Origin of the sequence: Actinopolyspora lacussalsi, assembly GCA_030803735.1 — a bacterium.
Taxonomy (GTDB): domain Bacteria; phylum Actinomycetota; class Actinomycetes; order Mycobacteriales; family Pseudonocardiaceae; genus Actinopolyspora; species Actinopolyspora lacussalsi.
In genome coordinates, this window is record JAURUC010000001.1 from 540495 (window position 1) to 561443 (window position 20949).

The following is a 20949-nucleotide window of genomic DNA, read 5'->3' on the forward strand; positions in this document are numbered from 1 at the left end:
AACCGATCGGTGACTGGGAGAGTGACGATGACAGCGTTGTACACGGCAGAGGCCACCGCCAGCGGCGAAGGACGGGACGGTCGTACCCGTTCCTCGGACGGTGTGCTCGACCTCGGGTTGTCCGTGCCCAAGGAACTCGGTGGTCCGGGGGGAGAGGCGACCAATCCGGAACAGCTCTTCGCTGCCGGATACGCGGCTTGCTTCCACAGTGCGCTGCGGGTGGTCGCCCGCCGTGCCGGGGTGAGTGTGGACGACTCCACCGTCACCGCGCGAGTCGGCATGGGACCGAACGGCAACGGTGGATACGGGCTGAGCCTCTCGCTGCGTGTCGGGCTTCCCGGACTCGACCGGCAGCGGGCACTCGAACTCGCCGAAGCGGCCGACGGGGTCTGTCCCTACTCCAACGCGGTGCGCGGCAACGTCGACATCGAGCTCGAGGTCGAGTGACCACGTCGGTACGCGAGACCGGACCGGTGTGAGTGAGATCGCTGTTTTGGCTCCGCTCGCTCGCCCCGACTTCCCGAGTCGGTGATGTATCAGTACGACCCGGACGAAGTGTCCTCGCCGTGACCGGGAGTTCCGCGGTGTCGGACGGCTGAGTGGGGCGCTCGCGACTTCCACCACGTTGGCCGATCGTGCCCCCGAGCCCCCGATAGACTGCCCGCATGGGTCACGGACTCCGCGACGTTCCCACTCCGACCGCAAGACTGGATCAGAGCTCGGCCGCCACTGTCGCCGAGACGCTGCAGGCGCTGGCCACACCGTCACGCCTGCTGATTCTGAGTGAGCTGCGGCAGGGAGCGCGGTCGGTGAATCAACTGGCGGAAGCGGTGGGAATGGGGCAGTCCGCGGTGTCGCACCAGCTGCGCGTGCTGCGATCCCTCTGGTTGGTCAAGGGTGACCGTGCGGGCAGGGCAGTGGTGTACTCGCTCTACGACTCGCACGTCGCGCAGTTCTTCGACGAGGCGGTCAATCGGGTCGAACACCTGCACCCCGCATCACTGGAACGCTAGGTTGCTCCAAGGCCGGAGCGGCAAGAGTCGAGTCGCCGCCGAAACGGCGACGACTCGACAGCGGACCGGCGGATACCGTTCAACTCAGCCCGACGACCTCGCCGCGGTCGTCGATGTCGATCCGCTCCGCCGCGGGCCGGGAACTCAGTCCCGGCATGGTGCGCATGTCGCCGCAGATGGGGTAGACGAACCCGGCACCGACCGAAGCCCGGACCTCACGCACCGGCAGCGTCCATCCCGTAGGAGCCCCCAACAGACTCGGATCGGAACTCAGCGACAAGTGCGTCTTGGCGATGCACACCGGCAGCGAATCGAACCCGTTGGCCGTGTAACTGCGCAACGCGCGTTCCGCCGCGGGGGTGTACGAAACTCCGTCGGCGCCGTAGACCCTGGTGGCGACCGTCTCGATCTTGGTGCGCAGATCCGCGGAGTCGGGGTAGAGCAGTTCGAATCGACTGGGTTCCTCGGCGGCCTCGCTGACCGCTTCGGCCAGTTCCACCGCCCCCTTGCCACCGTCGGTGAAATGGGTGCTGATGGCCACGCGGGCACCCGCGTTCTCGGCCACCTCGCGGATCGCCTGGTGCTCACTGGGGTGGTCGGTGGGGAACGCGTTCACCGCCACCACGGGTGAGACACCGTGCATGCGCAGATTCTCGATCTGCTTGCGGAGGTTGTCGGCCCCCGTGAGCACGTCCTCCGGATTCTCGTCGAGCATCTCCGCCGGAAGATCCTTGCCCGCCACCACGCGGAATCGCCCGGAGTGCGCCTTCAACGCCCGAACGGTGGCGACCAGCACCGCCGCGTCCGGGCGCAACCCGGAGGTCCGGCACTTGATGTTGAAGAACCGTTCGGCCCCCATGTCGGCACCGAAACCGGCCTCGGTGACCACGTAGTCGGCACACCTGCTGGCGATGCGGTCGGCCACGATGGAGGAGTTGCCGTGCGCGATGTTGCCGAACGGGCCCGCGTGCACCAGCACCGGTGTGTTCTCGACGGTCTGCATCAGGTTGGGCTTGATCGCTTCCCGCATGATCACCGTCATCGCACCGGCGGCACCCAGCTGCTCCGCCGTGACCGGCTGCCCCTGGTGGGTGTAGCCCACGACGATGCGTCCCAGCCGTTCACGCATGTCGTGCAGCGAGTTGGACAGTGCCAGCACCGCCATCACCTCGCTGGCCGCGGTGATGTCGAAACCCGTCTGGTGCGGAGTGCCGTCGGCACTGCCGCCCAGGCCGGTCACCACGTTGCGCAACTCCCGGTCGTTGATGTCGACCACCCGCCGCCAGGTCACCCGGTGGGGATCCAGCCCGAGTTCGTTGCCCTTGTGGATGTGGTTGTCCACCATCGCCGCCAGCATGTTGTTGGCGGCCGTGACGGCGTGCATATCGCCGGTCAGGTGCAGGTTCAGTGCCTCCATGGGCACCACCTGGCTGTAGCCACCTCCCGCCGCGCCGCCCTTGATACCGAACGTCGGACCCATGGACGGCTGTCGGATCGCGATCGCCGATCGCTTTCCCAGGTGATGCAGTGCCTGGCCGAGTCCGACCGTGGTGGTGGTTTTGCCCTCGCCGAGCGGAGTCGGTGTGATGGCCGAGACCAGGATGTACTTGGCCCGGTTCTGCTCACCGAGCTCGTCGAGGGCGCTCAGGGAGACCTTGGCGACGTCCCTGCCGTAGGGCTCCAGCAGGTGGGGAGCCAGCCCCAGATCCGCGGCGACCTCCTCCAGCGGTTTGCGTGGTGAGGACCGCGAGATGTCCAGATCGGACGGCATGTTCATGCGGGCACCTCCTGCAGCCGGTCGGCCATCTCGATGGCCCATTGCCGGGTCTTGCTGATCTCGTTGAAGGTGAACAGGTGCCAACCCGCGATGTTGTAGTCCGGGTCCACGAGACAGGGCGACAACTCGTCGAACACGTTCTCCGGGGTGTAGCGGGTCAGCAGCTTGGTTACCACGCCGTGCTGTTTCCGCAGGAAACGCATGGACTGGCCCAGCCCGATCTTCATCGAGATCCGCAGCAGCTTGCTCGGGTCGATCGATCCCGGCGCACCGATGTAGACCGGCAGTTCGACGCCCCTGGCTCGCATGCTCTTGACCCACGAGGCGATCGTGTTCGGGTCGTAGCAGATCTGCGAGACGATGTAGTCGGCGTAACGTGCCTTCTCGTCGGTGGCCTGGATGGTCATGCGATCCGGGATGAAGGCGTGCTGCTCCGGATACCCGGTGATCCCGAGTCGGTACGGCCTGGTCCCGATCTCCTCCATGCCCCGCAGTAACGAGAGGGCGTCGGTGAACCTGCCCGCCGGACGTTCGGCGTCCCCGGCGATCACGAACACCTCCGTGAGACCGAGGTCGCTCACCCGAGCGAGCAGATCGCTCAGATGAGCCGAGTCCCGGACCAGTCGTGCCGCCAGATGGGGGACCACGTGCATGCCCTCGTCACGCAGCCGTGCCGCGGTGTCCAGAGTGGCTTCGGTCCCCTTGGCTGGCGAGGACGTCACGGTCACCGTCGTCCCGGCGGGCAGTTCCCGCACCTGCTCGACGACCCCCCGCAGCGGCAGAACCTCGTAACGGGCGTTGCGGAGGTAACGCTGTAGCTGTTGTTGCGCGTTCGTGGTCATTTCGACACCGCCGCTTCTTCCTGCCGTTCGAACTGCTTGGGGATCTGCTTCTTCGGGTCGAGGAACGGCTTTTCCACCACCTCGGCCTCCTGCGGGCCGTGCTGGGTCTCCACCACGAGTGGTGTACCCACCTCGTGGTAGCTGATCGGCACCATCGCGTAACCGATGTTGCGGTCCAGCCTCGGCGAGTGGCAGGCGGAGGTGACGTCTCCGATACGCAGTCCGTTGGGATCCCGAACCGGGAAGGTGTCGATCATCGAGCCGTCGTTGAAGCTGCCCACTTCGGGGCCACCCATGGCCACACCCACCAGCTTGCGGGTGATCCCCTCGTTGTAGATCCTGGTCAGCGCGGATTTCCCGATGAAGTCCGCCTCCTGGTTGAGATCGACCATCCAGGTCGCCTCGAACCCGTAACCGACCTCGAACGGATTCGTGTCGTAGGTGATGTCGCAGCCCCAGGACAGGATGCCCGCCTCGATCCGCCGGATGTGGCAGGGACCGATCACCCGCATGTCGTAGGGCCGACCGGCCTCCCAGATCTTCTCCCAGAGTCGCACACCGTCCTGGCTGGCGTTGTGCAGGTAGATCTCGTAGCCGAGCTCGGCGGTGTAGCCGGTACGCGAGACGATCACGTCCATACCGTCCAGCTGCCGGTCAACGGCGTAGTAGTACGGAATCTCCTGGATGGACTCCCCGAACAGGTCCACCATGACGTCACGGGACTTCGGCCCCTGTACCTGGACCGGCCCCACGTCGGGTTCACGGATCTGGACGTTCATCCCCAGGCTGTAGGCGAGCCCCTTGGCCCACAGCAGCACGTCGCTGTCGGCCAGCGACAGCCAGAAGTGGTTCTCCCCGAGGCGCAGCAGCACGGGATCGTTGATGATGCCGCCGTCCTCCGCGGTGATGAACACGTACTTGCACTGCCCGACCCGGCACTTGTTCAGATCCCGGGGGACCAGCATGTTGGTGAACTCGAAGGCGTCCGGGCCGGTGATCTCCACCTGACGCTCGACACCGACGTCCCACAGCGTCACACCGTTGAGCAGGTGCCAGTACTCGGCTACCGGGTCACCGTAGTGCCTGGCGTGATAGGTGTGGTTGTACACGCTGTACATCCCCACCCCATGCCTGCGCGAAGCGTAGAAGAAGGGGGACTTGCGGAGACGGGGGTACTGCAGGATCGCGGGGGTCGGGTTGATGCTCATGGGGGACTCCTCACGGGGTTGATGGGGCGATTCCGCCGGACCGTCCACCGCGCTGCGGTCAATGGCCCGGTTGTCGGGGGGATGGAGCTCGATGCGCTCTCAGCAGCGCATCCGTTTCATCTCGGGATCGAACACCGGATCGGACATCACCGTGGCGGGATGCCGTTCTCCGAAGTAGGCCACCTCGACGGAGGTACCCGCTTCGGACAGTTCCGAGGGCAACCACGCGTAGGCGAGACTGAGGCCGAGGCTGTGGCCGTAGCCCGTACTCGTGGTGAAACCGCTGGCTCGCCGGTCCTGGGAATCGGCGAAGACCGGCTCGGAACCCATCACTACCGTGCCGTCGTCGACCGACAGGCAGCACAACTTTCGTCGTATCGGGGACTCGCGGTGGCGAAGCAGCGCGTCACGACCGATGAACTGGCCCTTGTCCGGTTTCACCGCGAAGGCCAGCCCCGCCTCGTCGGGGGTGTGCACGCTCCACATGTCACCGCCCCAGGCCCGGTATCCCTTTTCCAGCCTCATGTTGCTGAAAGCGCCCCTGCCGCCGGCGATGACGCCGTACTCGGCGCCCGCGCCCGCCAGCAGGTCCCAGAGCCGTAGTCCGAAGTCGGCCGTGGTGTAGAGCTCCCACCCGAGCTCACCGACGTAGGACAGTCGCAGCGCCGTGACCGGAACCTCCCGGACGAACAACCGCTTGGCCCGGAAGAACCGGAACTGCTCGTGCGAGACGTCGGTCTCGGTCAGTGACTGCAGCACCGCACGTGCGTACGGCCCCCACAGACCGATGCAGCACGTACCGCCGGTGATGTCACGTACCGTGGTCGACTCGTCCGCGTGGTCGCTCATCCACGCGATGTCCCGCTGTCCGTTGCAGCCGACCTGGAAGGTGTTCTCCGAAAGCCGCGCCACGGTGACGTCCGAGCGGATACCACCCTTGTGATCGAGCATCAGCGTGTAGGTCACGTACCCGGGAGCACGGTCCAGCTGATTGGTCGTCAACCGCTGTAGCAGCTCCAGCGCCCCGGGGCCGCTGACCTCCGCCCGGCACAGCGAGGTCATGTCGTACATGGCGACCCGTTCACGGGTGACCTGGTGCTCGGCCGCGATGATCGGGGACCAGTAACGGCCGGCCCACCGGCCGGGGGCGGCTGTCTCCCGGCCGTTCACGAGGGATCCGTTGGCCTCGAACCAGTGCGGCCGTTCCCATCCGCTGGCCTCCAGGAACACCGCCCCGAGTTCCTGCTGGCGCGGGTAGAACGGGCTGGTGCGCAGTGGCCTGGGGTGTTCGGGGGGCTGCTGGGGGTGGATGATGTCGTAGACCTCGCGGAAGGTCTGCGCGCTGCGCTCGGACACGTAGCTGTCGCTGTGCGCGAAGTTCTCGAACCGCCGCACGTCCGCCGAGCGCAGGTCGATGCTGGGCTCGCCCTCGGTCATCCACTCGGCCACCGCCAACCCCACGCCCGCGGAGTGCGTGATCCACACCGCCTCGGCGACCCAGAAGTTGTCCACCTCGCGGGTCGGTCCCAGCACCGGAGCGCCGTCGGCGGTGAACAGGAAGATCCCGTTCATACCCTCGGCCACCTCGGTGCGCCGCAACGCGGGGATCAGCTCGCGCGCCTCCGCGAACGGCTTGGCGAAGTCCTCGGGTGTGAACGGGTGAACCGAGGACATGCCCTTCCAGCCGCCGCCCTCCGCCGGTGCCTCGACGCCGTCACCCGCGGCCTTGGTCGGGGCCAGCTCGTCGCAGGACACGGGGATCACCCGGTGCTGGTAGGAGCCGATTCCGTAGCGGTCGTGGATCTGCCGGAAGTACAGCGAGCTGTCCTGCTGGCGCAGAATCGGTTGTTCGACCTCCTCGTCACCGGTTACCAGCCCTTCGACCGGCTCGGTGACCGCGTACTGGTGGGCGACCGGTTGCACCGGGATGGACACGCCCGCCATCTCGCCGATTCGCGGCCCCCAGATGCCCGCGCAGCACAGCACCCGCTCGGCCGTGACCGTTCCCCGGTCCGTGTGCACCGCGTTCACCCGGCCGTCGGCCGTGTCGAAGCCGGTGACAGCGGTGTGGTCGGCGAACCGGACGCCGAGACGCTGTGCCTCCCGAGCCATGGACTCGGCGGCGCGTACCGGCTTGGCGACTCCGTCGGTGGGCACGTGGAACCCGCCGTAAATCCGGCTCGGATCCACCTGCGGGATCCGCTCGTGGACCTCTTCCGGTGTGAGCAGCGTGCCGTCCACGCCCCAGGCGGTGGCGAGTCCGTGTTTGCGGTGGAGCTCGTCCCACCGCTCCCGTGAGGTGGCGACCTCGATTCCCCCCACCTGGTGGAAGCAGGGGTGACCGTCCACGCTCGCGGCGGTGAACCGCTCCACCGTGTAGCGCGCCAGCTGGGTCATCGTCTGCGAGCCGCTGGTCTGGAAGACGAGCCCCGGCGCGTGCGAGGACGAGCCACCGGTGGCGAAGAGTGGCCCCTGCTCGACCACGAGTACGTCCGTCACCCCGCGTTGGGCGAGGTGGTAGGCGGTACTGCAACCGACGATTCCAGCGCCGATTATCACGATGCGTGCACTCGAATCGAGCACCGAAGCCATTGCCGCCCCCTGCCGAATATCGGGAACCGGTGTTGCGTCTAGAACAACTATCTGCGTCACTCGCAACAGTGCGCCCGATGCTCTATGTGCGTCAAGACACACATTCGGGCGACAAGAGAATGGCTTGCCGGCTCAAGATCGCGGGGTTGTGCTGGGGAATCGGTGAGTTCGCCAGCGTGGGGCGAAGATGTCGCTACAGCACTTGGCGAATCGAGTTCTCGAAGTGATCGACGTGGTCGACCGCGACGCGGTCGGCCCGGTCCGCATCGGCGTCGATGACGGCTTTCAGTAACTCGGTGTGTTCGGTGACATGGCTCGTGACGTCACTCAATCGATCGAAGAAAAGTCCCCAGATGCGCAGTGCGAGGTTGTAGTACTGCCCGAGAGTGCTTTCCAGGTAGCCGTTGTGGGTGCAGCGGTACAGCGTGCGGTGCACCCGGGCGTCCACGCCCATGACCGACTCCGGTTCTTCGGGGACGCGCTCCACCAGCTCCACCAGTTCCGCGAGCTCGCCCCGCTCCGCCTCGGTGGACCGTTCGGCCGCCCTCCTGGCCGCGTGTCCCTCCAGCCTCCGCCGCACGTCGGCGATCAGGGCGTGATCGGTGATATTGACCTCGGTGACGAAGGTGCCCCTGCGGGGGTAGATCGCCACCAGGGACTCGGCGGCGAGGCGTTTCACGGCCTCCCGGAAGGGGGTGCGTCCGAGGTCCAGCTCGCTGGTCAGTGCTTCTTCCCGCACGGGGGATCCGGGGGCCAGCCGCAGCGACAGGATCTCCTCCCGCAGGGTCAGGTAGGCGCGCTCGGCCTGTGAGGGGCGCTCCTGGGAGAACCGCTGCGGCGAACTGTCACCCGATGGGGAATTGACCGCTTCCGACACGACTCGTAGCCTACCTCACAGACTGACATTTCAGTTGTTGTTCACTCATATGTAACGATGATCGTCATCGGTCACCCAGTGCTCTTCGTGCGGTTCGGCCGCGCCGCGGGACCTCTCCGGCAGCCGGACCGATCCGATCCACCGACATCGCCGGTCACCAGCAAACTGCCAGCAAGGAGCCACCGTTGGTCGCTGACGGCAACACCCCAGCTCCCCCGGAGCGGCTGTGGCGCAACCCGGAGCCGAAACGCAACTACGACGTGGTGATCGTCGGGGCCGGCGGGCACGGACTGGCCACCGCTTATTACCTGGCGCGCAACCACGGCATCACCGACATCGCCGTTGTCGAGCGCGGGTGGCTCGCGGGCGGCAACATGGCCCGAAACACCACGATCATCCGTTCGAACTACCTGCTCGACGCCAGCGCCGCGCTCTACGACCACGCGTTGCGGCTCTGGGAGGAACTCCACGAGGAACTCGACTACGAGTTCCACTTCAGCCAGCGCGGCGTGCTCAATCTCGCCCACACCGAGCAGGAGGTCCGAGACGCGCGCAGGAGAGCGTTCGCCAACGAGCTCAACGGGGTGGACGCCGAGTGGGTCACCCCCGACGAGATCTCCGAGATCTGCCCCATCCTCAACACGTCGAATCTGCGCTATCCGGTGCTCGGCGCCACGTACCAGCGCAGAGCGGGAATAGCCAAGCACGACCTCGTCGCGTGGGGGCTGGCGCGGAAGTGCGACGAGATGGGAGTGGACTTCATCCAGAACCGCGAGGTCACCGGCTTCGTCACCGACGGGGACCGGGTGATCGGGGTGCGAACCGACAACGGTGACATCGGAGCGGGTCGGGTGGGACTGGCCGCGGCGGGAAGGACGACGCTGCTCACCGACACCCTCGGTATCCGGCTGCCGTTGCAGAGCCACCCGCTGCAGGCCATGGCCACCGAGATCCTCGAACCCGTGCATCCCTGCGTGGTCATGTCCAACCACGTGCACGTCTACACCAGCCAGGCCCACAAGGGCGAGCTCGTGCTCGGCGCCGGCATAGACACCCACAACGGGTACACGCAGCGAGGCTCGGTGCACGTGATCGAGAACCAGCTGGCGGCGGCAGTGGAGCTGTTCCCCGTGTTCGCCAGGGCGCATCTGCTGCGCACCTGGGCCGGCACCGTGGATGTGACCCCGGACGCCTCGCCGATCATCGGCCCCACGCCCTACGAGAACCTCTTCGTCAACTGCGGCTGGGGGACGGGCGGCTTCAAGGCGACCCCGGGAGCGGGCTGGGTGTTCGCCCACACCCTCGCCACCGGGGAGCCCCATCCGCTCAACGAGCCCTACGGCATGGAGCGGTTCACCAGCGGAGCCCTCATAGACGAACACGGCGCGGCCGCCGTCGCCCACTGAAGCGGGGTGACTTCGAATGCGCTGCTCACCAGCAGTTCCCACCAGGCGGGACACCGATTCCCGTGCCGACTCCCGGCCACTCGAGCAAGTTCCGCCGCGGATTCCCGGTCCGTTGCGCGACGACATCCACAGGAGGCCGTAGATGCTCCTCGTCCGATGCCCGTGGTGTGGTGACCGCGACGAGGCCGAGTTCCGCTACGGCGGACAGGCCGATGTCGACTACCCGGCCGATCCCCACCAGCTCGACGACGCCACTTGGGGCGAGTACCTGTTCGTTCGCGCGAACCCATCGGGCTCGTTCGACGAGCGCTGGGTGCACACGGCGGGTTGTCGCCGCTGGTTCTCGGTCGTTCGCGACACCGCGACCAACGAGATGAGGCCGGACATTCCACGACGTCGCGAAAGTCGGTAACACCATGACGAGTTCGTCGAACCCCAACCGTGTGAACGCATCGGTCCGCGCGGGGCGTATCGACCGCACCCGCACGTTGAACGCCACCGTGGACGGACGTGAGATCCGCGGCAGGCCCGGCGACACGTTGGCCTCGGCCATGCTGGCCCACGGCGACATCGAGGTGGCCCCCTCGATCCAGCGGGGACGTCCGAGGGGTGTGTTCAGTGCCGACTGCACCGAACCCAACGCGCTGGTGCAGCTGCTCGACGGCGACTGTCCGGAACCCATGCTGCCCGCCACCGAGGTCGAACTCCGGGAAGGGCTGCGTGCCGAGACACTGTCCGGTGTCGGATGGTTGAGCCAACAGCGCGACACCGCCGGTTACGACAAGAAGTTCGTGCACACCGACGTCGTCGTGGTGGGAGCCGGTCCCTCCGGGATAGCGGCGAGCCTGACGGCCGCGCGGGGTGGCGCTCGGGTGATCCTTGTCGACCAGCACCGCGAGCTCGGCGGCATGCTGCTGGACGGACAGGCCGACATCGCCGGACATCCGGCGACCGAATGGATCGGGCGTGCCGCGCGCGAACTCGCGGAGAACGAACAGGTCCGGGTGCTGACCCGCTCCTCGGCACTCGGGTGCTACGACCACAACTACCTGCTCGTGGCCGAAAGTCGTACGGACCACATGGCCGTCCCGCCCCCCTCGATGAGTCGGCAGCGACTCTGGCACGTCAGGGCGAAGCAGGTGGTGCTCGCCACCGGAGCGCACGAACGCCCCGTGGTGTTCGCCGACAACGACCGTCCCGGCGTGATGCTGGCCTCGGCGGTCCGCTCCTATCTCAACCGCTACGCCGTGCTGCCCGGCCGTGAGGCCATCGTCTTCACCACTTCGGACAGCGCGTACAGCACCGCGCTCGACCTGCTCGGTGCGGGAGCCCGTGTTCCGGCCATCGTGGACACCCGGCCCGAGCCGTCCGCGCGGCTGGTCGAACAGGTCCGTGCCGCCGGTGCCCACGTGGTGACCTCGGCGGCGGTGGTAGCCACCACCGGGCAGCACCGCATATCCGGTGTGCGGGTGTGTGGGCTCGACGCCGACGGTTCGCTCACGGGCTGGAGCAGCGAGTTCTCCTGCGACCTGTTGGCGGTCAGCGGTGGCTGGAATCCGGCGGTTCAGCTGTTCGCCCAGAGCGGGGGAGCGGTGCGTTGGGACCCCGTGGTGGCCGGCTTCGTGCCGCGGCAGGCCGGTGGGCGTTCCGCGAAAGTGGTGGGCTCGGCACGAGGGACCTATGATCTCGCTGGATGTCTCGCGCAGGGATTCGCGGCCGGGGCGGAAACCGCCACGCTCAGCGGGTTCCGCACCGCCCCGCCTCCCGTGCCGCAGGTCGACGGCGACCGCCAGGGCAGCAGGCCCCGGCCGGTATGGCTGGTTCCCGACGAATCGCGCCCTCCCGAACGCCGCACCGAGCACTTCGTGGACCTGCAACGCGACGCCACGGTGGCCGACATGTACCGCGCCACCGAGACCGGGATGCGTTCGGTGCAGCACGTCAAGCGCTACACCACCATCTCGACCGGGCTGGACCAGGGGAAGGGCTCCGGTGTCAACGCCGTCGGGGTCCTGGCGGAGATTCTCTCGGCGAACTCCCCCGGTGAGGTGGGAACCACCACCTTCCGCCCGCCCTACACGCCGGTGCCGCTCGCGCTGTTCGCCGGACGCACCCGGGGGGAACTCTACGATCCGGTGCGCACCACACCGATGCACCGCCAGCACGTCGAGGCGGGCGCGGTCTTCGAGGACGTGGGCCAGTGGAAACGTGCCCGTTACTACCCGCGCGGTGACGAGGACATGCACGCGGCCGTGCTGCGCGAATGCGCGGCCGCGCGGACCGGAGTGGCTGTCCAGGACGTCAGCACGCTCGGGCGCATCGAGATCGTGGGGCCGGACGCGCCGGTGTTCCTCGACCGGATCTACACCAACGGGTTCGCGAAGCTGGCGGTCGGCAAGGCCCGGTACGGGATGATGTGCGGTGCGGACGGGATGGTGCTCGACGACGGCGTCTCGATGCGGTTGGCCGAGGACCGCTACCTGATGAGCACCACCACCGGTGGTGCGGCGAAGGTGCTGGACTGGCTCGAGGAGTGGTTGCAGACCGAATGGCCCGAACTGGACGTCTACTGCACCTCGGTCACCGAGCAGTGGGCGGCCGTCGCGGTGGTCGGCCCGGACTCCCGCACGGTGGTGGGACGACTCGCCCCGGACCTCGACGTGTCGGCCGATTCCTTCGGGTTCATGCGGTTCCACGAGACGGTGCTCACCGGTGGGGTTCCCGCCAGGATCTCCCGGGTCTCGTTCTCGGGGGAGCTCGCCTTCGAGGTCAACGTCCCCCGCTGGTACGGACAGGCGCTGTGGGAAGCCACCATGACGGCCGGATCCGACCTGGGCATCACCCCTTACGGAACCGAGACGATGCACGTGCTGCGCGCCGAGAAGGGATTCGTGATCGTCGGGCAGGACACCGACGGAACGGTCACTCCGGTGGACCTGGGAATGGACTGGGCCGTCTCCAAGCAGAAGGACTTCATCGGCAAGCGTTCGCTGAGCCGTCCCGACCTGGTGCGCGAGGACCGCAAACAGCTGGTCGGGCTGTTGCCCACCGACACCACGACACTGCTGCCGGAGGGGTCCCACCTGGTCGAGCCCGACGTGTCGAGGCAACCTCCCGTGCCGATGCTGGGACACGTCACCTCGAGTTACCACAGTGCCGCTCTGGAACGAACCTTCGCACTCGGTCTGATCAGCCGGGGACAGCAACGCCTCGGAGACGTGGTGTGCGTTCCGCTCGACGGTCGTGACGTCGAGGTGGAGATCACCAGCCCCGTGTTCTACGACCCGGAAGGAGTCCGACGTGACGGTCCCGCACAAGGTTGAATCCGAAACCGCCGCGACCGATGTCGGCACGGCGCCGCGGCACAGTCCGCTGGAACACCGTGCCGCCGAGTTCGAACGTCGCAGCGCGTCCGGTGCTCGCGGAGTTCGGTTGCGCGAGGAACCGTTCCTCACGCAGCTCGACCTCCGGACCCCGCCGGGCGGTTCCTCCGCCGCCTCGGTGGCCGAGGCATTGGGGCTCCCGCTGCCCGCGGCCAACAGGGTCACCGGTGACGAGCACGACGCGGTGCTGTGGTTGGGCCCCGACGAGTCGTTGATCGTGGCACCGGACGGGCGTGCCGAAAGTCTGCTGCGTACCGTCCGGGACGCACAGCGGGGCGGTTCCGGCTCCGTGGTGGACGTCTCGGCCAATCGCACCACGCTGCGACTTTCCGGGCCGATGGCCCGTGAGGTGCTGGAGAAGCTGTGCTCGGTCGATCTGCACCCGCGTGCGTTCGGGCCCGGTGACTGCGCACAGACCCTGCTGGGACGGGTCGTCGTGGTGCTGTGGCAGCTGGACCACGAACCCGGCTACCGCGTCATGGTGCGCTGTTCCTTCGCCGAGTACCTCGCGGACCTGCTGTTGGACGCCATGGCCGAGTTCCTCGACGGTTGACGGCAGTGACCCGGAGTGTTCACTTCCCGCCGATTTCGCCGAGTCCGATAGCTCTCGGTAGTCGTCCGGGCGATTCGCGGGCTTCCCGGGCTGTTACGGTCTGCGATACTGTAAACACGAGGTAGGGCCGATTCCGAGGTGGAAGCGGGCCCGGCCGCATGGTGGTGTCGCAGCCGGTGAACTCGCCGGTGCCGCCGGGTTCGCCACAGGGCGAGCGCTATGTTGCGTATAACGGAACCGCGCGCGGTTTGTCGGGCGACTGCCGGGAAAGTCGGGCGGTGGACCGACGAGGACGGTTGGTTCCGGCAATTGTCCCCGGACGGATACGGTTGAGTCGTGAGTGAATCAGCGGACACACGAGGCAGGGGATCGGGGGCGTTGGTCCAGTCGGTGGACCGTGCCGTGACGATCCTGGAGCTCGTGGCACGCAACGGCGAGGTTGGCATAACCGAGATCGCCGGGGAACTGGGCGTGCACAAGTCCACCGCGTCGAGGCTGGTCAGTGTGTTGGAAACACGTGGCCTGGTGGAACAGCTCAAGGACAGGGGGAAGTACGTCATCGGCTTCGGAGTGGTCCGGCTCGCCGGAGCCGCCACCGAGCGGATGGACCTGCCACGCCTCGGCGCACCGTACTGTGACTCGCTCGCCGCCGAGCTGGGCGAGACCGTCAACATCGCCATCCGGGACCACGACGTGGCGATCAACATCAGCCAGGCGCGCGGCACGGCCTCCGTCACCGCGCACAACTGGGTGGGGCAGCGGACACCGCTGCATGCCACTTCGAGCGGCAAGGTGCTGTTCGCGCACGCCCCGAACGAGGACCGGGAGGACCTGCTCGGTGAGGAACTGCAGCGCTACACGGCGCGAACCATCACCGATTCCGAGGAGCTCCGCAAGGAGTTCCAGGCCATCGAACGCGATGGTTACGCGACAAGCTACGAGGAACTCGAACTGGGGCTGAACGCGGCGGCGGTCGCCGTTTACAACCACAATGGCGGTGTCATCGCCGCGCTGAGTGCTTCCGGGCCGTCCTACCGATTCTCCCGCAGAAGGATGCGTGAGCTCGTCGACGCGATGACGGTGGCTTCCAAGGAGCTCTCGGCCCAGCTCGGGTATCTCGAAACCTGATCACTCCGCACCGGGACTACTCGATCCGGGTGGCGACCACGTTCGGCGCCCCGCGCTTCTTCCGGGGTCGCTGTGGCGCGGGCCGGTGCCGCGCCCGGGGATCGATCATCCGGTGTACGTGCCGGACGGCGAGCGTAGCGGCACCACCGCCACCGGGCGGTTCGCGTGGCGGCTCACTCCGATGATCGTGGATCCCGGGCCGTTTCGGGCGAGGTTTCCGTCGTCCCCGCGGCCCACGATCAGCAGCGCGGCGTTCTCGCTCGTCCTCGTGAGCACCGGAACCGGTTGACCGATCCGCACGCTTCGGCTGACTCGTACTTCCGGGTACTTCTCGGCCCAGCCGTCCGAGCGTTCGGCCAGCGATCGCTCCAGTGCCTGTAGCGGGCCCTCCCCGTCGCGCGGGGAGAGCGGTATTCGCGAGGAATGCCCGTTGTCGGACTCGTGCCAGGACCGCACGATTTCGAGCCGCGGATCGTCGCGTGCGCTCGCCGCCTCGAAGGCGTACTGCAGCAGGGGAGCGCTGTCAGCGGTCTCGTCGACCCCGACCACGACGGGACCGTTCCACGAACCGCTCGTGCCGTTGGTCAGCACCACGGGACAGCGCGCTCGCCCGGCCACGGCGGCGCTTACCGAGCCGAGCGGATTCTCACCGAGTCCGCCGAGCACGAGCTCGCGCGCGTCGCGGGACTCCCGGATCAGGCATTCCACCGGATGCCCCGACGACACCCTGTTCACCACGCACAGTTGCGGTCGCAGTGTCCGGCAGCGCGCCGCCACTTCCTCGACCGTGCGGGCCGCGTAGTACTGGAGCGCCTCGTCCTCGTCGACTATCACCAGACACAGCGCGGAATCGGTGCGGACGCATTCCTCGGACGCCCACAGCGCCGCTTGCAGCGCGGTTGTGGATCCGTCGACGCCTACCACGATGTGTTGTTGGTCCGGTGACAACATCTTCTCGCTCCGCTCGTGACGAACCGGTCTCCCCGTGTGGGAGGGGAGGAATGCTTACCGGTCAGACTGTTGTCCCCCGCGGGGAGCGGCAAGGGCCGAACGTCACCGGAACCGGCCGCCGACGGCGATCCGACTACTGATCCCGCCGCGACCGGTGTTGATCCAGTTCGTCCCCGGGAATCACCGTGGTGTTCTGCTCGGAGTTCTCCGGTTCACCACCGCCACCCCCGTACTCCGCTCGGATCTCGGTGGCCTCCCATGACATCTCGTGCGCGTCGAGCACATCAGCCAGTCGACGTGCGAAGAGCGGCCGCTGTTCGTCGTCCTCGGGATGGCTCGCCTCGATCATGTGTTTGGCGAACAGCACACGAATGCTCGCGGGGTCCTGTCGTTCGTCGATTCCCGAGATCTCCGGCGGTGCCTCCCCGTCCGACGCGAAAGCCTGGGGCGCGAACCCGGTGCCGTTGACAGCGGTGTCCGAGGTGAAGAAACCGGTGGCGGGTACCCACTGCGCCGCTGCCGCACCGTGCCGCGCGGCTTCCTCCGGGCTGTGGGCCAGTGCCGACAGCTGGGACAGCGTGTCGACCAACCCCACCGCCTCCTCCAGCCGCTGCCTGGACACATCCTCCTGCGCGAGCCACCACACCACCGCGTTGGCGGTGTCCTTGAGCGCGTCGTTGGTCAGGTACTCGCGGAAACCTCGTTCTCCGTCGCGCCTGCGCTGCCGTATTTCCTCGTCCTTGGCGGCATCGTCGAGTGCGCGCAGCCGCTGTTCGTCGGTCTCCCGCAACGTCAGCGACACGTCCTGCGCCCAAGCCCGCAGGTGCCCGGCCGGATCCTGACGCATCGTCCCCAGCGCGTCCCGCAGCCGATGAGTGGTGATCCCGTGATCCAGCGCGCCGGTCTCCGCGGTCACCGCGCAGGCACGTCGATAGACCGCGTCCACCGCGATGGCCTGCTGTCGTTCCGGGGAGGGGCCCGCTGCTCCGGGAGCCGGAATCCAGTGCACCGTGGCCGACATCAGCAGCCGGTACTCCGGATGCTGCGTGGGTACCCACAGGCCCTCGACCTGGTGCGAAGGATGAGTGGAGGGTGTCTGCTCGGGTTGTTGCTCCTGGCGCTGTTCCTGCTGCTGCCGCATCTCCTCGCGGATGCGTTGTTCCTCGCGCCGCCCGCTGATCCGTCTGCCCAGCGGCTGTGGGGCCGCCGCCAGCGCCAACGCCAGCGGCAGCCACAGCCATACCGGCCATCCCGCGGTCAGCCCCAGCACCAACGGGACGATCGCGGCCACCACACCGAGCGCGCCGAGCAGTGCCTTTTCCTCACCGGTCATGACCGAGCCCCCTCGACGAGGTCGACTGCGCCGATACGGGCGCGCGAGCTCCGGTGCGGCCGGTGACCGGCGTAGTGACGCCGCCGTGGAGTCCATTACTCGTGCGGTTAAGGTGGTTGTCGGTGCCGACCGGGTGGCCGGATCGCGCGCTCACGCCCCGTGCCTACCGGTTGGACCTGGCATCGGGGTACCGCCGTTGATCGAGTTCGCTCGAATGGAGCACCCCGCGATGACGGGATCGTTCCCGCGGCGCCCGGTGGGAAGCGTCCCTGAAGGCCGATGGATTCGTGACGACGGTTCGCCGCGCACCGGGGTTAGCCGCTCCGAGAGGGGCGACCGGTGTCCGGTTCAGTCGCCCCACACCTCACGGGCGGTTTCGACGATCAGCCGCAGTTTCGCCGCCTGCTGTTCGATGTCCAGCGCGTTGCCCTCCTCGGTCGAGGCGAATCCGCACTGCGGCGAGAGGCAGAGCTGGTCGATGTCGATGTAGCGGGTGGCGTCCTCGATCCGCCGCTTCAGCGCGTCCTTGGACTCCAACTCACCGCGTTTGGTGGTGACCAGTCCGAGTACGACCACCTTGTCGTCGGGGACGAAGCGAAGTGGGGCGAAGCCTCCCGAACGTTCGTCGTCGAACTCCAGGAAGAAACCGTCCACGTCGAGCTCGTTGAACACCGCCTCGGCGACGAACTCGTAGCCGCCCTCGGCCACCCACGAGGAACGGAAGTTGCCCCGGCACATGTGCGTGGTCACCGCCATGTCGGCCGGACGCGCCGCGAGAGCCGCGTTCATCTGCTTGATGTTGCGCAGGTGCTGGTGTTCGGCGTCGTCGCCGCGCTCGGCCAGCTGGGCGCGTTGGGCCGGATCGTTGAGGTAGGCCAGACTGGTGTCGTCGAGCTGGAGGTACTTGCAGCCCTTGGCGCCCATGGCCCGGATCTGGTCGGCGTAGGCGGCCGAGAGGTCGTCCCAGAACCGCTCGATGTCCGGGTACACCTCCGGACTGATCGCCGCGGGGCCGCCCCGGTAGTGGACCATGCTCGGCGAGGGCATCGTCAGCTTGGGGGTGGCGGTGCTGACCTGACTGGCCAGGTATGCGAAGTCCTCGCCGAAGATCGGTTCCCCGAGCCGGATCCTCCCGTCGATCCGGGTGGCGGAGGGAGCGAACTCGATGTCGCCCGCTTCGTTGTGGAACCGCACGGACATCGTGGAGTCGCTGGCGTTGATGCCGTCCAACTTGTAGATGAAGTCCATGTGCCACGTGGAGCGGCGGAACTCACCGTCGGTCGCGGTGGAAAGCCCGATGTCCTCCTGCATGGCCACCACCTCGCGCACCGCGCGGTCCTCGGTTTCGCGCAGCGCCTCGGCGGACAGCTCGCCCGCCGCGAACTTCTCGCGTGCCGAGTGCAGGTACGAGGGGCGCAGCAGGCTGCCCACGTGGTCGGCCCGGTAGGGCGGGAAAGAACGTCGCGTCATGACCGTGACAGTAGGGCACCTTCTGTGCGACTTGTTGGTCGCGGAAAAGGAAGAAGTCGCTGCGCAGCTGTTCCGTCCTCGACGGATGTGCCTAACCCCGGAATTCCCGCGATTCCGTTTCCGTTGAACGGAAAACCCGGTTTCGTGGCGGAGTGATCCGGATCATCCTGGGAAGGATGTTCGATTCCGGGGAAGCACGGTGATCCCCGGCGAAGATCCCGGTGGGTTGGTTCGGGGGCGGTGATACCCAAGAGTCCGTGAGGGCGACGGTCTCGTCGCACTCGAACCGAGTACCGGGAGCGTGGTATGCCACCGACCAAGGGCGGAGCTGTCGGACGCGACGACCGTTCCGTCACCGGGAAGCTGTTCACCTTGCTCTCCGCCTTCGGATCAGGCAGAGCGGAGTTGACGCTCAGCGAGATCGCGCACCGATCGGGGCTGGCAATGACCACGGTGCACCGGCTGGTCGGTGAGCTCACCGAGCGGGGAGTCCTGGAGCGCGGTTCGGACCGGCGTTACCGGGTCGGGCTCGCGTTGTTCGAGATCGCCGCCCTGGCACCACGTGGTCCCGGCCTGCGCGAGGTGGCGCTGCCCTACATGGAGGACCTCTACGAGGTCACCAGGGAGAACGTGCAGCTGGGTGTTCGGGCCGACGAGGAGGTCGTGTTCGTGGAACGGCTCGCCGGGCGCGCCTCGGTGGGCGTGCGGACCAGAATCGGCGGGAGGTTTCCGATGCCGCCGACCGGTGTGGGGCTGGTGCTGCTCGCCCACGCTCCGCCCGAGGTCCGCCAACGCGTGTTGGCGGCGCCGCTGCACCGGTTCACCTCCCACACACTGACCGACCCGGAACGGGTGCGAAGAGTGCTCGCGGACGTGCGCAGGGACGGGTTCGCGGTCAGCGACCGGCAGGTGACCTCCGACGCCCTCTCGGTGGCAGCGCCCGTCTTCGACGGCTCCGGCGCGGTGGTGGCGGCCCTCTCGGTGGTGCTGCGGTTCGGCAGCGTCCGGCCGAGTTCACTGGCCCCGGCCGTGCGGATGGCAGCCCGCGGGATCTCCCGCGCGCTGACCTCCGCACCGGATTCCACCGGAGGGTCGCTGTCGGGCTGAACGATTCCCGACGATCCGATGTGGTGGTCGCTGTCGCACACCGGATGGTCCGGGCCCGGCCGGGCCCGGGGCTGGGCTCAGCCGAAAACGGTGCAGGTGCTCGATGCCGTGGCGAGCAGCTTGCCCGCCGAGTCTCGGATCTCGCCCTCCGCGAACGCCACGTGCCGCCCCGGTTTGGTCACCCGGCCCAGGGCGTGCAGCTTGCCGGTGTCCAGCCGGATCGCGCGCAGGTAGTTCACCTTGATCTCGGCCGAGCTGTAGCCGGTACCGGCGGGAAGCGTGCTGTGCACGGCACAGCCGGTCACCGAGTCGAGCAGGGTGCAGGCCAGTCCGCCGTGCACCAACCCGATCGGGTTGTAGGCCGACTCGTCGGGAACGCAGCTGAACTCCACCTCGCCCTCGGCCACGCTGCTGATCCGCATGTCACCGAACAGCGCGCTGATCGGCGGTGGCGGCAGTTCGCCGCGGTGCATCGCCGACAGGTAGTCCAGTCCGGACATGCCGGTGGCCGCGCGGGCGCCCGTGGTGGGGTCGTACCAGGTGACGGTCTTGCTGCGTGGTTCTCCCCAGTCGACCTTCGTCGTGTTCGCGCTGTCCATGACCGAACGCTACCTCCGCTCGTGCCGTGGCGGACCCTCGTGCGGCTGTGGGAAGCAGCACTCGGGGAATCCACGCGGGTTCCGGTGTCGCGCTTCGGAAGCCACCCGGGGCCGGGAGCGGCGGATCCGGAGTTCACCCCGCCGCTTCGGAGTGCTGGTTCTTGAGCGTGAGGTAGTGCTCGGCGTTGGCGGTGATGAGTTCGCGTTCCTCCTCGGTCGTCTCGCGGCGTACCTTGCCCGGCACGCCCGCGACCAACGAGTTCGGGGGTATCTCGGTGCCCTCCAGGATCACGGTGCCCGCCGCGATGATGCTGCCGGAACCGACGCGCGCACCGTTGAGCACGGTGGCGCTCATGCCCACCAGCACGTTGTCCTCGACGGTGCAGCCGTGCAGCACGGCACGGTGACCGACCGAGACGTGCTCGCCGATGTTCACCGGCGTCCCGGGATCGGCGTGTGCGACGCAGCCGTCCTGGAGATTGCTCCCGCGACCGATCGAGATGCTGTCGCAGTCGGCGCGTACGACCGAGGAGTACCAGACGCTCGCCTGTTCGGCGAGGGTGACGTCGCCCGCCAGCGTGGCACCCGGGGCGACCCAGGCCCCGTCCCGCACGGTCGGGTTCGTTCCGTTCAGCTCGATCGAGCGCATCCGTTCCTCCGTGACCGACGCCGGTGTTTCCGCGCCAACCTACACACCGGTAACCGACGAC

The 20949-nt window shown here is 67.6% G+C and carries 18 protein-coding genes; 8 read left to right on the forward strand and 10 right to left on the reverse strand.

The window, feature by feature from the left end; genetic code table 11:
- The first annotated feature begins 27 nt into the window (after window positions 1-27).
- Together J2S53_RS02430 and J2S53_RS02435 are read left to right on the forward strand one after the other, a co-directional pair.
- Window positions 28-447, forward strand: a complete 420-nt coding sequence (locus tag J2S53_RS02430; protein ID WP_130466940.1) for an organic hydroperoxide resistance protein — start codon at window positions 28-30, stop codon at window positions 445-447.
- Between the two features lie 218 nt (window positions 448-665).
- A complete protein-coding gene (locus J2S53_RS02435) occupies window positions 666-1013 on the forward strand; it encodes an ArsR/SmtB family transcription factor (RefSeq protein WP_092924779.1) in 348 nt (115 codons plus the stop codon).
- Window positions 1014-1092: 79 nt separating this feature from the next.
- Here J2S53_RS02435 and J2S53_RS02440 read toward each other — a convergent pair whose 3' ends face one another.
- From J2S53_RS02440 to J2S53_RS02460, 5 genes are all read right to left on the reverse strand, one after another.
- On the reverse strand, window positions 1093-2790 hold the full coding sequence (locus tag J2S53_RS02440; protein WP_456239568.1) for a formate--tetrahydrofolate ligase: 1698 nt from the start codon (window positions 2788-2790) through the stop codon (window positions 1093-1095).
- The gene (locus tag J2S53_RS02445) at window positions 2787-3632 is read right to left on the reverse strand and encodes a methylenetetrahydrofolate reductase (protein WP_092977445.1); all 846 of its coding nucleotides are present in this window, start codon (window positions 3630-3632) and stop codon (window positions 2787-2789) included. The genes J2S53_RS02440 and J2S53_RS02445 overlap by 4 nt, the downstream gene beginning before the upstream one ends.
- Window positions 3629-4840 (reverse strand): glycine cleavage T C-terminal barrel domain-containing protein, encoded by a 1212-nt coding sequence (locus J2S53_RS02450; protein WP_092627424.1) that lies wholly within the window; start codon window positions 4838-4840, stop codon window positions 3629-3631. Before J2S53_RS02450 ends, J2S53_RS02445 begins: the two co-directional genes overlap by 4 nt.
- Window positions 4841-4939: 99 nt before the next feature.
- Complete coding sequence (locus J2S53_RS02455; RefSeq protein WP_456239569.1) at window positions 4940-7432, reverse strand: GcvT family protein; 2493 nt, start codon at window positions 7430-7432, stop codon at window positions 4940-4942.
- 193 nt (window positions 7433-7625) lie between these two features.
- On the reverse strand, window positions 7626-8309 hold the full coding sequence (locus tag J2S53_RS02460; RefSeq protein ID WP_456239570.1) for a GntR family transcriptional regulator: 684 nt from the start codon (window positions 8307-8309) through the stop codon (window positions 7626-7628).
- 185 nt (window positions 8310-8494) lie between these two features.
- Between J2S53_RS02460 and J2S53_RS02465 the strand changes: the two genes are divergently transcribed.
- The 5 genes from J2S53_RS02465 to J2S53_RS02485 all read left to right on the forward strand — a co-directional run bounded on the left by J2S53_RS02465 (window position 8495) and on the right by J2S53_RS02485 (window position 14779).
- The gene (locus J2S53_RS02465; protein WP_456239571.1) at window positions 8495-9715 is read left to right on the forward strand and encodes a sarcosine oxidase subunit beta family protein; all 1221 of its coding nucleotides are present in this window, start codon (window positions 8495-8497) and stop codon (window positions 9713-9715) included.
- A gap of 142 nt (window positions 9716-9857) precedes the next feature.
- On the forward strand, window positions 9858-10127 hold the full coding sequence (locus J2S53_RS02470; protein WP_092977437.1) for a sarcosine oxidase subunit delta: 270 nt from the start codon (window positions 9858-9860) through the stop codon (window positions 10125-10127).
- 4 nt (window positions 10128-10131) lie between these two features.
- Entirely contained in the window at window positions 10132-13038 is a 2907-nt protein-coding gene (locus tag J2S53_RS02475; protein WP_456239572.1) for a 2Fe-2S iron-sulfur cluster-binding protein, read from the forward strand.
- Window positions 13016-13651 (forward strand): sarcosine oxidase subunit gamma, encoded by a 636-nt coding sequence (locus J2S53_RS02480; protein WP_456239573.1) that lies wholly within the window; start codon window positions 13016-13018, stop codon window positions 13649-13651. Before J2S53_RS02475 ends, J2S53_RS02480 begins: the two co-directional genes overlap by 23 nt.
- Window positions 13652-13987: 336 nt before the next feature.
- A complete protein-coding gene (locus tag J2S53_RS02485; protein ID WP_245755286.1) occupies window positions 13988-14779 on the forward strand; it encodes an IclR family transcriptional regulator in 792 nt (263 codons plus the stop codon).
- A 105-nt stretch (window positions 14780-14884) separates the two neighbouring features.
- Here J2S53_RS02485 and J2S53_RS02490 read toward each other — a convergent pair whose 3' ends face one another.
- The 3 genes from J2S53_RS02490 to J2S53_RS02500 all read right to left on the reverse strand — a co-directional run bounded on the left by J2S53_RS02490 (window position 14885) and on the right by J2S53_RS02500 (window position 18533).
- Entirely contained in the window at window positions 14885-15730 is an 846-nt protein-coding gene (locus J2S53_RS02490; protein ID WP_456239574.1) for a universal stress protein, read from the reverse strand.
- A gap of 133 nt (window positions 15731-15863) precedes the next feature.
- A complete protein-coding gene (locus J2S53_RS02495; protein WP_456239575.1) occupies window positions 15864-17063 on the reverse strand; it encodes a hypothetical protein in 1200 nt (399 codons plus the stop codon).
- A gap of 348 nt (window positions 17064-17411) precedes the next feature.
- Window positions 17412-18533 carry a 5-methyltetrahydropteroyltriglutamate--homocysteine S-methyltransferase gene (locus J2S53_RS02500; RefSeq protein WP_456239576.1) on the reverse strand — a complete coding sequence of 374 codons (1122 nt, stop codon included), beginning with the start codon at window positions 18531-18533 and terminating at the stop codon, window positions 17412-17414.
- Between the two features lie 306 nt (window positions 18534-18839).
- Here J2S53_RS02500 and J2S53_RS02505 point away from each other — a divergent pair, with 306 nt between their 5' ends.
- Window positions 18840-19640, forward strand: coding sequence for an IclR family transcriptional regulator (locus J2S53_RS02505; protein WP_456239577.1), 801 nt, complete (start codon window positions 18840-18842; stop codon window positions 19638-19640).
- Between the two features lie 77 nt (window positions 19641-19717).
- On the opposite strand, the gene J2S53_RS02510 is transcribed toward J2S53_RS02505, so the two are convergent.
- On the reverse strand, window positions 19718-20239 hold the full coding sequence (locus J2S53_RS02510) for a PaaI family thioesterase (RefSeq protein ID WP_456239578.1): 522 nt from the start codon (window positions 20237-20239) through the stop codon (window positions 19718-19720).
- Window positions 20240-20372: 133 nt separating this feature from the next.
- Window positions 20373-20888: a gamma carbonic anhydrase family protein gene (locus J2S53_RS02515; RefSeq protein WP_456239579.1), complete on the reverse strand. Its 516-nt coding sequence runs from the start codon at window positions 20886-20888 to the stop codon at window positions 20373-20375.
- Window positions 20889-20949 lie beyond the last annotated feature (61 nt).

Excerpts from the sequence above, each read along its gene's own strand:
- J2S53_RS02475 (WP_456239572.1), top strand. The coding sequence starts at position 10,132 with ATGACGAGTTCGTCGAACCCCAACCGTGTGAACGCATCGGTCCGCGCG.
- J2S53_RS02455 (WP_456239569.1), bottom strand. The coding sequence starts at position 7,432 with ATGGCTTCGGTGCTCGATTCGAGTGCACGCATCGTGATAATCGGCGCT.
- J2S53_RS02440 (WP_456239568.1), bottom strand. The coding sequence starts at position 2,790 with ATGAACATGCCGTCCGATCTGGACATCTCGCGGTCCTCACCACGCAAA.
- J2S53_RS02505 (WP_456239577.1), top strand. The coding sequence starts at position 18,840 with ATGCCACCGACCAAGGGCGGAGCTGTCGGACGCGACGACCGTTCCGTC.
- J2S53_RS02450 (WP_092627424.1), bottom strand. The coding sequence starts at position 4,840 with ATGAGCATCAACCCGACCCCCGCGATCCTGCAGTACCCCCGTCTCCGC.
- J2S53_RS02495 (WP_456239575.1), bottom strand. The coding sequence starts at position 17,063 with ATGACCGGTGAGGAAAAGGCACTGCTCGGCGCGCTCGGTGTGGTGGCC.
- J2S53_RS02445 (WP_092977445.1), bottom strand. The coding sequence starts at position 3,632 with ATGACCACGAACGCGCAACAACAGCTACAGCGTTACCTCCGCAACGCC.
- J2S53_RS02500 (WP_456239576.1), bottom strand. The coding sequence starts at position 18,533 with ATGACGCGACGTTCTTTCCCGCCCTACCGGGCCGACCACGTGGGCAGC.
- J2S53_RS02515 (WP_456239579.1), bottom strand. The coding sequence starts at position 20,888 with ATGCGCTCGATCGAGCTGAACGGAACGAACCCGACCGTGCGGGACGGG.
- J2S53_RS02435 (WP_092924779.1), top strand. The coding sequence starts at position 666 with ATGGGTCACGGACTCCGCGACGTTCCCACTCCGACCGCAAGACTGGAT.
- J2S53_RS02510 (WP_456239578.1), bottom strand. The coding sequence starts at position 20,239 with ATGGACAGCGCGAACACGACGAAGGTCGACTGGGGAGAACCACGCAGC.
- J2S53_RS02430 (WP_130466940.1), top strand. The coding sequence starts at position 28 with ATGACAGCGTTGTACACGGCAGAGGCCACCGCCAGCGGCGAAGGACGG.
- J2S53_RS02470 (WP_092977437.1), top strand. The coding sequence starts at position 9,858 with ATGCTCCTCGTCCGATGCCCGTGGTGTGGTGACCGCGACGAGGCCGAG.
- J2S53_RS02490 (WP_456239574.1), bottom strand. The coding sequence starts at position 15,730 with ATGTTGTCACCGGACCAACAACACATCGTGGTAGGCGTCGACGGATCC.